This window comes from Geomonas oryzisoli (assembly GCF_018986915.1).
Taxonomy (GTDB): Bacteria; Desulfobacterota; Desulfuromonadia; order Geobacterales; family Geobacteraceae; genus Geomonas; species Geomonas oryzisoli.
In genome coordinates, this window is record NZ_CP076723.1 from 1,188,502 (window position 1) to 1,204,211 (window position 15,710).

General features: G+C 58.3%; 15 protein-coding genes. 14 read left to right on the top strand and 1 reads right to left on the bottom strand.

The genetic code is table 11. The annotated features are described in order from the left end of the window. Positions 1–4: 4 nt before the first annotated feature. From tssC to KP004_RS05370, 14 genes are all read left to right on the top strand, one after another. Positions 5–1,489 (top strand): type VI secretion system contractile sheath large subunit, encoded by a 1,485-nt coding sequence (gene tssC, locus KP004_RS05305; RefSeq protein ID WP_216801333.1) that lies wholly within the window; start codon positions 5–7, stop codon positions 1,487–1,489. A 32-nt stretch (positions 1,490–1,521) separates the two neighbouring features. Further along, a complete protein-coding gene (locus KP004_RS05310; RefSeq protein ID WP_216801334.1) occupies positions 1,522–2,019 on the top strand; it encodes an Hcp family type VI secretion system effector in 498 nt (165 codons plus the stop codon). 28 nt (positions 2,020–2,047) lie between these two features. Then, on the top strand, positions 2,048–2,548 hold the full coding sequence (gene tssE, locus KP004_RS05315; RefSeq protein ID WP_216801335.1) for a type VI secretion system baseplate subunit TssE: 501 nt from the start codon (positions 2,048–2,050) through the stop codon (positions 2,546–2,548). A gap of 6 nt (positions 2,549–2,554) precedes the next feature. Continuing rightward, entirely contained in the window at positions 2,555–4,333 is a 1,779-nt protein-coding gene (gene tssF, locus KP004_RS05320) for a type VI secretion system baseplate subunit TssF (RefSeq protein WP_216801336.1), read from the top strand. Next, complete coding sequence (gene tssG, locus KP004_RS05325; protein WP_216801337.1) at positions 4,330–5,325, top strand: type VI secretion system baseplate subunit TssG; 996 nt, start codon at positions 4,330–4,332, stop codon at positions 5,323–5,325. The genes tssF and tssG overlap by 4 nt, the downstream gene beginning before the upstream one ends. A 12-nt stretch (positions 5,326–5,337) precedes the next feature. Further along, positions 5,338–6,447: a Tle-like phospholipase domain-containing protein gene (locus KP004_RS05330; protein ID WP_216801338.1), complete on the top strand. Its 1,110-nt coding sequence runs from the start codon at positions 5,338–5,340 to the stop codon at positions 6,445–6,447. Further along, positions 6,444–7,256, top strand: coding sequence for an ankyrin repeat domain-containing protein (locus tag KP004_RS05335; RefSeq protein WP_216801339.1), 813 nt, complete (start codon positions 6,444–6,446; stop codon positions 7,254–7,256). The genes KP004_RS05330 and KP004_RS05335 overlap by 4 nt, the downstream gene beginning before the upstream one ends. Positions 7,257–7,329: 73 nt before the next feature. Continuing rightward, positions 7,330–9,318: a type VI secretion system Vgr family protein gene (locus tag KP004_RS05340; RefSeq protein WP_239026952.1), complete on the top strand. Its 1,989-nt coding sequence runs from the start codon at positions 7,330–7,332 to the stop codon at positions 9,316–9,318. A gap of 43 nt (positions 9,319–9,361) precedes the next feature. Next, positions 9,362–9,928, top strand: a complete 567-nt coding sequence (locus tag KP004_RS05345; RefSeq protein WP_216801341.1) for a DUF4123 domain-containing protein — start codon at positions 9,362–9,364, stop codon at positions 9,926–9,928. Next, the gene (locus tag KP004_RS05350) at positions 9,904–10,302 is read left to right on the top strand and encodes a hypothetical protein (RefSeq protein ID WP_216801342.1); all 399 of its coding nucleotides are present in this window, start codon (positions 9,904–9,906) and stop codon (positions 10,300–10,302) included. Before KP004_RS05345 ends, KP004_RS05350 begins: the two co-directional genes overlap by 25 nt. Positions 10,303–10,573: 271 nt before the next feature. Next, entirely contained in the window at positions 10,574–11,347 is a 774-nt protein-coding gene (locus KP004_RS05355) for a DUF3793 family protein (RefSeq protein ID WP_216801343.1), read from the top strand. A 19-nt stretch (positions 11,348–11,366) separates the two neighbouring features. Beyond that, positions 11,367–11,657, top strand: a complete 291-nt coding sequence (locus KP004_RS05360) for a DUF2325 domain-containing protein (protein ID WP_199394466.1) — start codon at positions 11,367–11,369, stop codon at positions 11,655–11,657. 89 nt (positions 11,658–11,746) lie between these two features. Further along, positions 11,747–12,388, top strand: coding sequence for a phosphatase PAP2 family protein (locus tag KP004_RS05365; RefSeq protein ID WP_216801344.1), 642 nt, complete (start codon positions 11,747–11,749; stop codon positions 12,386–12,388). Positions 12,389–12,662: 274 nt separating this feature from the next. Beyond that, entirely contained in the window at positions 12,663–13,079 is a 417-nt protein-coding gene (locus KP004_RS05370) for a hypothetical protein (RefSeq protein WP_239026953.1), read from the top strand. Between the two features lie 187 nt (positions 13,080–13,266). Here the strand turns inward: KP004_RS05370 and KP004_RS05375 are convergent, their stop codons facing one another. Beyond that, on the bottom strand, positions 13,267–15,537 hold the full coding sequence (locus tag KP004_RS05375) for a Tex family protein (protein WP_216801346.1): 2,271 nt from the start codon (positions 15,535–15,537) through the stop codon (positions 13,267–13,269). Positions 15,538–15,710: the final 173 nt, after the last annotated feature.

Below are 15,710 nucleotides of genomic sequence, written 5' to 3' on the forward strand. Positions count from 1 at the left end.
AGTCATGGAAGAACTCACGAGAGAAAAGCGGGTGCAGTTCGCCGAGCCGGAGCCTGCCCCGCAGTTACTCGACATCATCGTCACCGAAGGGCGTCTTGCCCGCTGCGAAGAGCAGCAGGAATACGCGAAGGAGATGCTGGTCGAACTGGTACGGCAAGTAGTGGCCGGGGAAATGGTCTATAGCGGCGACACCGTGCGGATGATCCATGCCAGGATCGCCGAGATCGACCGGCTCGTCAGCGACCAGGTGAACGAGATCATCCATCACGCCGAGTTCCAGAAACTGGAGGCGTCCTGGCGCGGGCTTTCCTACCTGGTGCACCAGGCGGAAACCGGGAGCAACTTGAAGATCCGGGTGCTGAACGCGTCCAAGCAGGAACTGGCCCGGGACATGGAGAAGGCGGCCGAGTTCGACCAGTCCTCGCTCTTCAAGAAGGTCTACGAGGAGGAGTTCGGCAGCTTCGGCGGCGCGGCGTACGGTTGCCTGGTGGGGGATTACGAGTTCGGCAACACCCCGCAGGACCTGTCGCTATTGACCAGAATGTCGGAGGTTGCCGCCGCGGCACACGCTCCGCTTCTCACCTCGGCGTCTTCGACCCTGTTCGGGGTGGACAGTTATGCCGGGCTCGACGGACCGAGGGACCTGGCCAAGGTATTCCAGGGAGCCGATTACGCACGGTGGCGCTCGTTTAGGGTGTCCGAGGATGCGAAGTACGTGGCGCTATGCCTGCCGCACGTTTTGATGCGGCTGCCGTACGGCCTGGACAGCGAGCCGGTCGAGTCGTTCCAGTTCGAGGAGATCACCGGCGGCGACCATGACAAATATCTCTGGGGCAATGCCGCCTACTGTCTTGCCGGCCGCATCACCGATGCTTTCTCGAGGTACGGCTGGACCGCGGCCATCCGCGGCGTGGAAGGGGGCGGGGCGGTCGCCGACCTGCCGATCCACACCTTCGATACGGGAGAGGGGGAACTGGCGGCGAAGTGCCCGACCGAGATCGCCATCACCGACCGGCGCGAGAAGGAACTCGCCGACATGGGGTTCGTCCCCCTGGTGCACTGCAAGGGGACCGACATGGCCGCGTTCTTCAGCGTCCAGAGCGCGCACAAACCCAAACTCTACGACACCGATGCCGCCAATGCCAACGCCAGGCTCTCGGCGCAACTGCAGTACATCCTGGCGGTGTCCCGTTTTGCCCACTATCTGAAGGCGATGATGAGGGACAAGATCGGCAGCTTCGGGACCAGGAAGAACGTGGAGGATTACCTGAACCGCTGGATCAGCAGGTACGTGCTGCTGGATGACGATGCGGGGCAGGAGATGAAGGCGCGTTTCCCGTTGAGGGAAGCCCGCATCGAAGTCTTCGACCAGCCGGGGCGGCCGGGCAGCTATCGCGCCGTCGCTTTCCTCAAGCCGCACTACCAACTGGATGAGCTCACCATATCCTTGCGGCTCGTTGCGAACCTTCCCGCACCGCGCACGAGCTGACCGAAATCGACCCACAACAAAGGGAGGACGTCATGGCCTTCGACGCATTCTTGAAAATAGAAGGAATTCCGGGAGAGAGCAGCGACGACAAGCACAGGGACTGGATCGAGGTTCTCTCCTATAACTTCTCCGTCACCCAGCCCACCTCAGGTACCGCCAGCAGCGCAGGCGGCGCCTCGGCGGAGCGCGCGAGCTTCTCCGACTTCAGCGTCGTCAAGGTGCTGGACAAGGCGAGCCCCAAGCTCTTCGAAGCCTGTGCCACCGGCAAGCATATCCCCACGGTCACCCTCGAGATCTGCCGGGCCGGCGGCGACAAGCTGAAGTACATGGAATACAAGCTCAGTAACGTCATCATCAGCCTGAACCGCCCCGGCGGCAGCGCCCACGGCGGCGAAGCCATCCCCGTCGAGGAGATCGCCTTCAACTACGGCAAGATCGAGCTCGCCTACACCCAGCAAAACCGCTCCGACGGCTCCGGCGGAGGGCAGGTGGCGGCAGGGTGGAACCTGGAGACCAACAAGAAGGTATGATGCAATCTGCGACGTGGCGGGAGGGCGCATGCGATACCAGCCGGAACCAAGACGATCCTTACTGGACAGGCTTATCGACCGTGAGCCGGAATGTCCAGCTGAGCCCGTGTGCTCCTCCCGCAAGAGCTTGAATACGCTGATCGACTCGGTGCTGCGCGACCTGGAGAACCTTTTCAATAGCAGATCCTTCCCGATTGTGAACCCGCGCAGGGGGCTGGCCCCGCACGTGCCAGCTCCCCTCGTTTCCCATCTGCAGCACTCGATTCTCAGTTATGGAAGCCGTGATTTCAGCACGGATAACCCGCGCTCAGGTCGGGTGCAGCAGGCGATACGCCTGGAGATAATAAGGCTTCTCGATAGCTTTGAGCCTCGACTGAAGGACGTGACGGTGTCTTTAGGGACGACCCTGGGAGAGCGGACCTTGAATTTCCGAATCGAGGCATTGCTGCAAGTAGAGCCGGTAGCACTCCCGACCGCCTTTGACACCCATTTCGACATCAATAGCGGCGCCTACACCATCCTCTCGTGAGCCACCATGCCAGATGACATCCTCTACTACTTCGAAAGAGAGCTCAGCTACTTGCGCGACATGGGTAGCAGTTTTGCCAGGAAGTATCCCAAGGTTGCTGGGAGACTCCTCCTTGAGCCGAGCAAGTGCGAGGACCCGCACACCGAACGCCTGATCGAGGCATTCGCCTTTCTCTGCGCCCGAATCCAGCGTAAGATCGACGACGGTTTGCCTGAGATTACCCAGTCGCTTTTGCAGGTTCTCTATCCGCAACTGACGGCTCCCATCCCGTCCTGCGCGGTGGTGAAGTTCGCGCCCCTGTTGAGGAACCTGCCGGAGGGGGGCTATGAGATCGCCAAAGGGACACCTCTCTTCTCCAAGCCGGTTGACGGCGTACCCTGCCAATTCAGGACTGCCTATCCTGTCACTCTTTGCCCCGTAGAAGTAATCGACGCGTCATTGGAGTCGCCGGTAAAGCTGCTTAAAGGCGTGCAGCAGGCGGTGCGGGTTCGTTTGTTGCTGCACGGCGGCTCCGGGGTTCCGGGCGACGCACTGCGTTTTTATCTGAACGGACAGCCTCAGCACGTCTTCCCGCTGTACCAACTGCTGCTGAATCATCTGTGCTCTGTTGAATGCATGCCCGCCGGGGCATCGGTCGCCGATTCACTGCGACTGCCACCCGGTTGCCTGCAACCTGTCGGCTTTGCCGCGGATGAGGAACTTTTGCCGTACCCGGAACAGTCCTTCCCGGGGTATCGGCTGCTTCTCGAGTACTTCGCCTTTCCCCACAAGTTCCTATTCATAGACCTCACGGGGCTGTCGCTGCTCTGGAAAGGTGGTGCCTTCGGTGATGCCGTCGATCTGATCTTTTATTTAGACACCGCCGCGCCGGAGTCTTTAGTGGTTGGGGCCGAAACCTTCTGCCTCTATGCGACCCCCGTCGTCAACGCCTTCGAGAAGATAGCGGAACCGATCAGGCACAACCACGGAAAGAGCGAGTACAGGATAGTTCCCGACCTGAGACGTGAGGGCGCCTTGGAAGTACTCACTGTCAATGAAGTCACGGCTACCGAGGCGAGTTCTCCCGGTGAGGTAAAACGTTACTGTCCGGTTTTTCCAGTGAACAGTGGGGAAGATAATGCTTGCGTATGGCAGATGCAGCGGCGGCCGGCATCGTGGCAGCACGACGGTTGCACCGACGTTTTCCTTTCTGTTTGTGGACTTGTCGAAGCTGAGACTGCTCCATTGGAGGAAACCCTTCTCGTCCGCGTCACCTGCTCCAACCGCGACCTCCCTGCTAAGCTTCCTTTTGGGGATCCTGCCGGAGATTTCGACACGGAGTCTGCCGCACCGCTTCTCGGCATCTACTCCCTTCTCAAGCCGACCCCCTCTTTACGTCCGCACCTCGATGGGGAGCGGCAACGTCGCCTTGTTTCCCATCTTTCCCTGAACTTCATTTCCCTTGTAGAAGGAGGCGCCGGAGCTCTGCGGCAGCTCCTCTCCCTGTACGACTTTGGCTTGTCCTCTACCACTCGCCACCAGATAAGCGGCATTGTCTCTGTGACTTCACGAGCTGTTACCAGAAGACTAGGAGTAGGCTTTTGCCGCGGTGTGGAAGTGACGGTAGTCTTCGATGAAGAGAAATACGTCGGCAGCGGCGTTTACCTGTTCGTCTCTATCTTGGAGAGGTTCCTGGGGCAGTACGTGTCGGTCAACTCATTCGTGCAGCTTGTGGCCATAGGCGCATGCAACAACGCGATAATCAAGCGCTGGCCGCCCCGAGCTGGTGACAGGGTGCTGCTGTGAAAGGGAATGCACCAATTAAATCTGGCTTGGGCTTTTTTGCGACGGTCCGTTTGCTGGAACGGATGAGCCGCCACAACATAGAAGCTGCCTCATTGCCAGACGTGGAAAAAATCCGCTTCACAGTGAGGAAAGGCTTTGCCTTCCCTGCAGGAGACGTAACCGGGATTAGCTTCGGTGAGGACGGATCTGCCAACGTAGAAGTTGCCCTGATGGGGCTGATCGGTCCATCCGGGGTATTGCCGCACTGGTACCATGAACTGCTTCTGGAGCGGGAGAGGGCAAACGATCACGCCATGGGCGACTTCTATGACCGCTTTCATCACCGCCTCATTTCCATCTTTTACCGTGGCTGGAAGCGCAACTCGCTTCTGTCACAGAAGAAAAGCGACAACAGCGATGTCGTTTCCAATCATCTCTTCAGCTTCCTTGGACTCGGGACAGAGGGGCTGCGTGAAAAACTCTCAGTATCAGAGGTGGCATTGCTGCATTTCTGCGGTCTCGCAAGCCGGTCGGTTGCATCAGCCGGCACCATCGCTCGCATCGTTCAAAACCTGTTCGGCGTGGATGCCGAGGTGGAAACTTTTCTTCCGCGCAAAGTCAATCTGGAGCAGGCCGACCTGACCATGTTGGGCCAGAACAACTGTCTCCTTGGAGTCGATGCCGTCTGTGGCGGCCAGACCTGCGACATCCAATCCACCTTCCGGCTTTGTCTGGGGCCTATGGTTTTCCACGACTTAATCGACCTGTCGACAGAGGGGAGACTGAAGCAGATGGCTTCACTGGTCAGGTTCCTGGTGGGGGCTGAATTTGAGTTCGAGATCCGGTTCATTTTGAGAAGAGAAGACGTTCCCGGGTGCAGGCTCGGTGCGGCTACTTCCGATGCAACAAGGCTTGGTCTTTCCACCTGGCTCAAAGCGCCAGGCACCATTCTTGATGCGGACCCGTTCGTGACGATCTATCCCGACGAAGTCTCGAAACTCGCAGCATCGTAAAGTGGGGAAGCTATGTTTGCAGATGCGACAAAGAGGGGACTGGCGCCAGAGCTGGCGCGCAAGAAGTCGCAGGAACTGCAGGAGGCTGCAGCGCGGAAAACCGATGCAATGCGTCAGCACGAGTATATGGTGGCCCGCCAGTCAATTCTGGGAGACATGTCGTCATTGCCGTTTACGGCCAGTCAGGAATGCATAACAAACGCAAAGGCTGCGCGCCGCAGAGAACGTCTGAAATTGGTGAGTAGTGAGATCGTCGCCTGCCCAATGCATGCCTCACAAGCAGCGCGTCTACGAAAAGACATGGATGAAGTGGAAAACATGCGGTGCGCGAAGCATGTGTACTTGGCAAATGACCCGGATGCTCCCCCTGAACTGCGAGATACCCCTCCACCGGGCTTCATGAAGCCGACGGCAGAGCAACTTGAGAAGATGGGTCTATCCGAAGACATGCTGACGCCGGAAAGAAGCCAGTTCAGAGCAGCGGTTTATATCAAGGACCCTGCGGTGTGGGGGGCGTTCTCAAAACCTCCTGCTGTAATGGCATTCAGAGGGTCTACTGCAGCTCTCGAGGACTGGCAGAACAACTTCAACCAGGATGCAAATCAAGAAGCTCCGTATTACCGTCAGGCTGTAAAGATTGGAAACAGATTGTCTGCGAATGCTGCAGATGTTCAAATTGTCGGGCATTCGCTGGGCGGGGGCTTAGCCAGTGCGGCCCAAGGAGGAAGTGGTCTTAACGCTTCAACGTACAATGCATCCGGCTTACATCCTGCTACCGTAGCACGATACTCGCAAGACGTGAACCATGTGGCAGCGGAGGCCGGGAAAATCACCGCGATTAGAATTAAGGGTGAAGTGCTTACTACCACTCAAGAAAGACTAATGGGGTCACGAGGGCTATCAGTATTAGCGAATGATGCAATCGGAGTCAAAAAATATATTCAACCATCACATGGCAAAACTTATTTTCTCCAGCTTAAACAAAAAGAGAAGGTTGATTCTGACGATGATTATGCAACTTACTTGCACGGAATGGATGAGGTAATAGATTCAACTGAAAAGAACAAAGCGTCAGATGAATCCGTTATCAAGAATTGCAGTGCCAGAAGGAGGACTCAATGACGAAATATTTGTTCGTAGTATTCATCGGTATAGGAGCATTAACCATGCTGACCACAACCTCACAAGCCGCACCTAAGTTCAATTTGAAGCAGCCGGCCTTTTATTTCTCAGATAAAAAAACACTGGCCTTGGTCGATGCTGCTTTGGCAGGCGATCTAAGTTCAGCCAAACTTGCAGCGTCTCAAGGAGCAAATCCGAATGACGAGGGGCCTCTACAGAACAAGTACAATCGCTTGCGTCCGCTTCATTATGCTATTGCAGCAAACAATAAGGATGCCGTGAGAGTTCTGGTTGCAGTAGGTGCGGACCCTGAACTGAGTGCATTGGGATACGGGAGATCTTTCCTGTTCGCGATGAGTCTGGAAAACGTTGACATGATTTCTCTCTTGCTGGATCTGAGGCCAATTAAATCCCTCCGCAAGGACACCCTTGAGTACCTCCTTTTTGAAGCAGTGAACCAGCCATGCTGGAAATGCTTGGAACTCGTCCTGGAGCGAGGTGCTCCTATAGATTACCCCGATGGGCCAGGCTATACGGTGATGATGGTCGCGATGGATTGCCAAGACTATGAAATGGCTGAGAAACTGCTCCAGCATGGTGCATCCGTACACGTGGAAACAAAAAACGGTGTGACGCCGGCATATTCCGTAGAGTTCCATTTGAAGAAGTACATCCCCGGCAGCCCCACGTACAAAAAGGTGCTTCATCTGAAAGAAATGATGGCAGCGCGCGGGGCAGTTTTTCCTGCGTTGAGCCCGGAAGAGGTGCGGGGCAGGCGTAACAAGCAAAAGGATTCGCTTTCTCAATAGTGAGGTGCACATGGCGTTCACACAGCGTGACAGAGTCATTTCCTTAACGACCTCGCTTGGCGAGGATGCTCTCTTGCTGACCGAACTCACCGGGGAGGAGGGCATCTCACGCAGTTTCCGTTTCGACTTGTCTTTGCAATCCGAACGCCCTGGTATTGCCTTCCAATCCTTGCTCGGCAGTAATGCGACAGTTGCCATTACACTTGCTAACGGCACCAAAAGGTACCTGAACGGAATCATCTCCAGCTTTACCCAAGGCAGATCGAGCGGTGAGGACAGTGAAGATGGCCGCTTCTCTTTTTACAGATGCACGCTCGTTCCGTGGTTTTGGGCCCTCAGCAAAAGTGCGGACATGAGGATCTTTCAGAATCGCTCAATTCCGGAGATCGTTGAGCAGGTGTTTGAGAACCTTGGTTTCTCCTGGTACCGCTTTGACCTGCGCGGGAGTTACGAAAAAAGGAATTTTTGTGTCCAGTACCGGGAAACCGCCTTCAACTTCGTCTCCCGCCTTCTCGAGGAAGAAGGGCTTTTCTATTTCTTCCGCCATGAAGACGGCAAACACACCATGATCATCGCGGATTCTCCGGATGCAAACCTCCCTTGCCCGTTTCAGCAGTACGCTTCATCACGTCCTAACGCGACGGGCACCAGGAAGGAAGACGTCATCACCTCTCTTGAAATCACCCGGTGTATACATCCCGCCGCATACTCATTGAGCGACTACAACTTCACTATTCCCAACGCCAACTTGAAGTCTGAGGCTCCCGGCGTGGCCCAGACACAGGCGACGAAATGCGAGCTGTACGATGCGCCGGGGTGCTACGGCAGTAAGGGCGCAGGCGACAGGCTGGCAAGAATCCGGATGGAGGAAGAGGAAACTATGGCCACGGTTCTCCTTGGCAGTAGCGACTGCCGTGCCTTTGCCAGCGGGTATCGCTTCCGGCTCAAAGACCACTGCAGCCCGGAAATGGACGGTAAGGAGTTCCTCTTGATATCCGTGAAGCATGATGCAATGGAAGCATATAATGCCGGCTCGATCTCCAGTTACCGCAACAGTTTTGAGTGCATACCTCGTCAGACTCCGTATCGCCCGGCACGTCTGACACCTAAGCCGGTCGTGCAGGGAACTCAGACGGCTGTGGTCGTGGGGCCGCCAGGAGAGGAGATTCACACCGACCAGTACGGACGAGTCAAAGTGAAATTCCACTGGGATCGCGCTGGGAAAACCGATGACAGCAGTTCATGTTGGATCAGGGTGAGTCAGCCGCTAGCCGGCAGCGGTTGGGGCGCGTTATTTCTCCCGCGTGTCGGCCATGAGGTCATCGTCGACTTCCTGGAGGGCGATCCCGACCGTCCCGTCATCATCGGCCGACTCCATAACGGAGTGAACCTGCCGCCGTACCCCTTGCCTGCAGCAAAAACCAAAAGCTGCATGAAATCGTGCTCCACACCCGGTTCCCAAGGGCACAACGAACTCTGTTTCGAGGATAAGAAGGGGGCGGAGCAGTTGTCCATCCACGCACAGCGAGAGCAGGTGAACCGGGTCAATGAGGATTCGCTAGAGTGGGTAGGGCAGGACCGGCACCTAATCGTCAAGCGGGACCAGCTGGAGCAGGTGTCTCGTGATCAGCACCTACAGGTGGCCGGGGATTGTAACCATCGCATCGACGGGGACCTTTCCATAACAGTCGGTGCCGATCTCCAATTGAAGGTGGCAACAAAGTACGCCCTGCAGGCGGGGGAGGCGGTCCATATACAGGCTGCCAAGAGCATCGTGGTCGAGTCGTTAACGCAGGTGTCGTTGCAAGTGGGCGGTAGCTTCATCACCATTACTCCTGCCGGAGTAGCCATAGTCGGTGGCTCGGTGCAGATCAACAACGGCGGGATGCCGGGAGTTTGCACCGTAGCGTCGCCAGAACAGCCGAAGCTGCCAAGAGAAGCGGGCAAACCCGATACGACCACGACTTCCTGCAAAAGCCAGGATGTGCCATCTTGTACGACGCCGCAGGCAAGGTCATTGGAGAGAGCGGCAGCCGAGCATACACCATTGTGCGCGGCGTGACCGACAGGGTGAAGGCCGGTCGGCCTGTATCAGGGGAGGAGTAATGGAAAGTCTGGAAGAACTGGTGTTCGCCACAGACAGTAGCAGCGTCTTCTGTATCCTCGATGGCGCAGTGGTGCCGGATCTTCCCTCGCTTCTGGCCTCTCTAGCCTCGCAGCACTTCTGTCTTTTGCGCGGGGCGCTGTCACCTGACCTGGCGCAGGTCGCTCCCTACCTGGTCTTTCTCCGGCGGGACTGCCGCTTCACCGATTGGTTGCTGGCGCAAGGGTGGGGCAGGAATTGGGGGATCTACGGGGGGAGTGGCGGCAGCATGATAGAGCTGCGCAAACACTTCCGTCATGTGTTCCACGTCTCCGATCAAAGCGGCAAGCCCTACTACTTCCGCTTTTACGACCCTTGTGTCCTGAGGCACTATCTGCCTCGTTGCACGGATAAGGAACTGGCTCAATTCTTTGGGCCGGTGCAGTGGTTTCTTGTCGAGGAACGCACACCTGGAACAGCTAGAAAGTTTTTCCGGACTGGCAATGCGCTGCGCGAGGACAGAATCGCCGTCGCGCAACCACACCAGAGGGTGGGGGAGGTGTCATGGAGATTCGAATCGAGCAGATGAACGAGGTGGCGCGCGCGGAGTTTCTCGAGAGGCTGGACGCAGCGTTGATGCGTGACTTGAGCGATTACTACAGAATCGAGCGGGACCAGCGCCGCGAATTCCTTGCCGGCGCCATCGAACTGGCGGAGAGCAAGGGGTTCAGATCGGAGCAGGGCATGGCATCCTACGTCCTGGCCCTGTGGTATCTCGACATCGACTTCGAGGACAAGAGTTCGGAACTGGAGACGCTGCTTGCCTCCTCCCTGCCTGAGGTGCGTCGCATCCACGGCATGAATCAATGGGTGGAGGCCCTCCTGGGCGATCCTGACAACATTGCCGCTGCGGATGACGCTCTGAAAAAGTCGCTGCAGCTCACTGAGCCTTGGGGGCACTGACATAACAGGCCCATTCCCTCGGCCTCTGGCGGCAGCAGAGGCCGGGAGATTTTCACCAGGCAAAATCTTACCTTTACCTCTGCCGTCTCCGCGCCATCCCACTGAAAAAAAAGACGCTGAATTTAGCTGTTGACATAATGCGGGATCTTCTTTATAAAACTGATAACAGTTTTCATTATCGAAACACTTCCTCTTGAATGAAAACCTTTTGTCAGTGTGAGCAGGTGTTGAGAGCCTGGCGGAATCCACTATCAGAAACTGTGGAGGGGACATGAGCAGTTTTGTTGGAATCAGAGACAATCTGTCGGCGGTAAACGGCGCCGATGCAGCATCTTCCTCCCGCATGTCGAGGGCGGCCTGGCAGGATTTCGCGGGGCTTTACCCAACCGAAGAAGAATGTCTCGCCTCATTCCTGGCACTGGAACTGGCCGAAGTGCTGCAAGGTGCGAAGCCGGCAAATCTCGTCTGCCTTGCCAACAAGAACCGCTCCTGCGGTCGCAACCTCTATCTCCTCTGGAAAGAACACGGTGCGGCGCTCCTCGAACAGAGCGGACTCAAGGTGCGGGTTCTCGATGACCGCGGCTCGTCCATCCTGCTCCTGCTTTACTCGCAGGAGGCGCTGGGGGGACTGCTCGCCCAGAAAAGCGTCCGCATCATCCTGGGCAAGGCCGGCTACGGCAACGTCGATGGGTTCGATGCCATTCTGGACCAACTGCAGAACCGCGTGGCGGGGGAGGGGTTCCCGCACGAGATCGGCGTCTTTCTCGGTTACCCGTTGAAGGACGTGGTCGGCTTCATGGGGTGGGCTCCCCTTGCCTTCACCTGCCAGGGGCCTTGGAAGATCTTCGGCAAACCCGAGCAGAGCCTGCGTCTGGCGGAATGCCACCGCGAGTGCCGCAGCAGGATGTCGCAGCGTCTGGCTTCGGGATGCAATCCGCTCGACTGCCTGAAAAACTGCTCCATCACTGTCGCTGATTGGTACCTGGAAACAGGGGGGCCCTTTTTTGGCAGTGTCGTGAAAGTGAATATCAAAGCCGAGGTGTGACGCCTCGGAGGAGGGCAACATGTGCATAGCTTTGATAGGCGGCATGGACCGCTTGGGCAAACATTATCTGGAGGAGGCGGAACGGGCGGGGGTGAAGCTGCAGTTTTTCAGCACCTCGGAAACGAACATAGCCGCCAAGCTGAAAAAGGCCGATGCCATGGTGATCTTCACCAACAAGGTTTCGCACCGCGTGAAGATCGAGGCGATGCAGGTGGCGAAGGCCAACAACATCCCGGTGCTGATGGAACACGCCTGCGGCGTCTGCACCTTCAGGAACTGCCTCCAATGCCTCGCCCACAACTGTCACTAAGGCGGATGCTGCAAATTGGTCTTCATATTGAACCGCATCTGTGTTAGGTGTAGCCGTGTTGGACATCAAGACGATACGGCAGGATCTGCATGACCGATGTGACTGATACGACATCACGCTGGCTGGCGGTGAGCGGGATTCTTTTGATCCCCTTCACCGTCGTTTGCGTTCTCTACCTCGACATTCCGGTTGCCACCTTCGTCCGGGATCATCTCTACGCCAACCGGCACTGGCTCCGTGCGACTTCCGACCTCCCCGACCTGCTGCTCGGCGTGGTGGTTGCCGCAACGATCGGCTCCTGCTTCTTTTACCTGTTACGCTCCGGCAAGGGGATCCTCGACCGCGCCACACTCCTGGCCAAAGAGATCCTCTGGCTCGCACCCGCCTCCTATCTTGCCAAGGCGCTGTTGAAGATCGCTTTCGGTCGTTCCAACACGCGTTACTGGCTGAGCGATCCCAGTGCCTACGGCTTTCACTGCTTCCAGATGAAAGAACACTGCGAAGGGTTCCCGTCCGGACACATGCTGGTGATGGTCGCACTTTTGGCTGCCGGCTGGCGTTTCTATCCTGAGGGGCGCCCCTTCGGCATCGTCCTCTCGGTCCTGCTCGGCGTCGCCCTGATCGCCACCAACTACCACTTTCTGAGTGATGTCGTTGTGGGGGGCTACCTCGCCATCCTCCTCGAAGTGACGATCTCCCGCCTGCTTTTTTGCCGCCGCCGTACCTCATAGAAGTAAACGGCGCCGCTTCCCGTAGCACCGCACCCAGCGAGCCTTTGTCGCCGGTTTTTTCCCTTGCATCGCAGGCGGAAATCCCTTATATTTCAACAGCACATTGAAGATAGCAGAACGCTTAAACCAACGATTCGTACCAGATGAGCGGGAGGTTGCCCGCGATCAGATAACGCATGGAAAGGGTTTAGCCGCCGACGGTTAAGCCCTTTTTGTTTGAGCATAAAAAGGTCAGGGAGGCCCAATGGAAAGAAGAGCTTTAACTGCAGGAGACATGGTCGATTCGCAATGCACGCGTTGCAAGGCACTGCTGAACCACACCATCGTGGCGATGGTGGCGGGGCAGGTGGTGCGGGTGAAATGCAACACGTGCGGCAGCGAGCACAACCATCGTCCCGCGAAAGAACCAAAGGCCGCCACCGTGAAGGGAGCAAAGGCTGAAAAAGAGGTAAAGGCGCCGCGTACCAGGGCCGCCAAGGCACCGGCGGTATCCGACGAGGCGATCTGGGAGGAAATGATCCAGCCCCTCGACCCGGATCTCGCCGTCCCCTACAGCATGGACGGCAAGTTCAAGGTGAACACGCTGATCAGCCACCCCACCTTCGGGACGGGTGTCGTCGCATCGTGCCAGGCCGGCAAGGTCGAGGTCGTTTTCAAGACGGGTCGCAAGCTCTTGAGAAGCGCCTGCTAGTTAGCAGCACAGAGAGATGAAATGAGAAGGGGCTGCCGGTTTCCACATCCGGCAGCCCCTTTTTTTTTGTACAAAAAAGAAACCATTAGCCACGGAGAACATCTGAGGAAATCTGAGTAAGTCAAAACCCTCTTTTTTGCTTTTCTCCGAAGTTCTCAGATTTTCTCCGTGGCCAATGGTTCTCGGTTTATTTCTTGACCCTGAACCCGGCCCTCTCCCACCCGGACAGGTCGTTGGCAGGCTTTTGCTCCTTCGCCTTCGGCTGGTTCTTCGGCGTAGCGCTCTTCTGCGCCTGCTCCGGCGCCGCCTGCTTGATGGAGAGGGAGATCCTTTTCGTCTGCGGGTCCGCGGAGAGGACCTTCACCTTGACGATCTCGCCGACCTTGACCGCTTCGTTGGGGTCCTTGCAGTAGCGGTGCGACAACTGGCTTACGTGCACGAGCCCGTCCTGGTGCACCCCGATGTCGATGAAGGCGCCGAAGGCCGCCACGTTGGTGACCACCCCCTGCAGGATCATCCCTTCCTTCAGGTCGGCGATGGTCACCACGTCGTCACGGAATGCCGCGGTCTGGAACTGCTCGCGCGGGTCGCGTCCCGGTTTTTTCAACTCGGCCAGGATGTCGCGCAACGTGGGGAGGCCGATGCTGTCGGTGACGTAGCGTTCCAACCTGATCCCGGCGGAAAGGGCGGGGTCGGAGGCAAGCTGGGCCACGGTGACCTTGAGATCGGCAGCCATCTGCTCGACCACCGCGTAGTTCTCCGGGTGCACCGCCGTGTTGTCCAGCGGATGGTCTCCGCCGCGGATGCGCAGAAAGCCCGCCGCCTGCTCAAATGCCTTGGGGCCGAAGCGCGGCACCTTGAGGAGCGCCTGCCGGGTGGGGAAGGCCCCGTTCTCGTCGCGGAACTTCACGATGGCGCGCCCCTGGCTTTCTGAGAGGCCGGCTACATAGGAGAGGAGCGCCCAGGAGGCGCTGTTCAGGTCGACCCCGACGTAGTTGACGCAGGATTCCACCACCGCGTCCAGCGCTTTCTTCAGCAGCGACTGGTTCACGTCGTGCTGGTACTGCCCGACCCCGATGCTCTTGGGATCGATCTTCACCAGCTCCGCCAGCGGGTCCTGGAGCCTGCGGCCGATGGAGATGGCGCCGCGGATGGTGAGGTCCAGTTCAGGGAACTCCTCGCGCGCGATCTCGGACGCGGAATAGACCGAGGCGCCCGCCTCGTTCACCATGACCGTCTCGGCCTTGACGCCGGCGGCACGCAGCGCCTCGCGCACGAACACCTCCGTCTCGCGGCCGCCGGTACCGTTGCCGATGGCGATCAGGCGCAGGTCGTGGCGCTCCACGAGCCGGACCAGATCGGCACCGGCGCTCTCCGCCTTGGGCCCGCCGGTGTGCGGGTAAATGGTGGTCTGCTCCAGGAAACGCCCCGTTTCGCTGATGGCGGCGAGCTTGCAACCGGTCCTGAGACCCGGGTCGACGCCCAGCACGCGCCTCCCCCCCGCCGGGGGGAGCAGCAGCAGGTTTCTCAGGTTCTGCGCGAACACCGCGATGGCGGCCTCGTCGGCCCTGGTCTTTGCCTCCAGCCTCAGCTCCACTTCGATGGAGGGGGCGATGAGCCGCTTGTAGGCGTCGAGGGCCACGGCCTCCAGCACTTCCTTGAAGACGCTTTCCCGCTTCACAAGCGCCGCCTTCAAGCGCGCCACGATCTCCTCTTCCGGCGCCAGCAGGGTGAGGCGCAGCACCTCCTCCTTCTCTCCGCGCCTCATCGCGAGCATGCGGTGTGACGGTATCGTTTTGAGAGGCTCCTGGTACTCGTAGTACATCTTGAACTTCCCTTCGCGATCCGCCCCTTCTCCCAGGAGCTGCGACGCGAAGATCCCCTGCTCACGGGTGAGGTCGCGCACCATGGCGCGCCGGTCGGCGTCCTCGGAGAGCTGCTCGGCGAGGATGTGCGACGCTCCTTCCAAAGCGGCAGCCGCGTCGGGTACTCCCAGTTCATCGTTGATGAACGGCGCTGCCGCGTCCGCCGCGGATCCTGATGTCGGCTCCTGCGCCAGGATCAGCTGGGCCAGCGGCTCCAGGCCGCGCTCGCGCGCGATGGTCGCCTTGGTGCGGCGCTTGGGCTTGTAAGGGAGGTAGAGGTCTTCGAGCTCGGTCTTCTTGCGGCAGGTCGTGATGCGCGCGGAGAGCTCCGGGGTGAGTTTCCCCTGCTCCTCGATGCTTTTCAGCACGGTCGCTTTGCGCTCGGCCAGTTCGCGGTGGTAGTTGAGCAGGTCCTCGATCTCGCGGATCTGCACCTCGTCCAACTCGCCGGTCTGCTCCTTGCGGTAGCGCGCGATGAAGGGGACGGTGCCCCCCTCGTTCAAAAGCGCCACCGTGGCGAGCACCCCGCCGCGCGGCAGGCCGCTTTCTTCTACGACTATTTCCAGTAATTGCGGTGTGTCAGTCATCTGCATGATCAAACAGTCTCCTAAAAGCTTCAGCTACTGCTGCCCACCTCTGCCAAGGCTCTTCGGGGAATTCGGCGAAGTGGAATAAGTTGTCCAACAACACTGCACGCGAACCAGCGTTCCCCCCTTTGTGAAGGGGGGACAGAGGGGATTTGCCTCAACAAAAGCTACTCCACCTA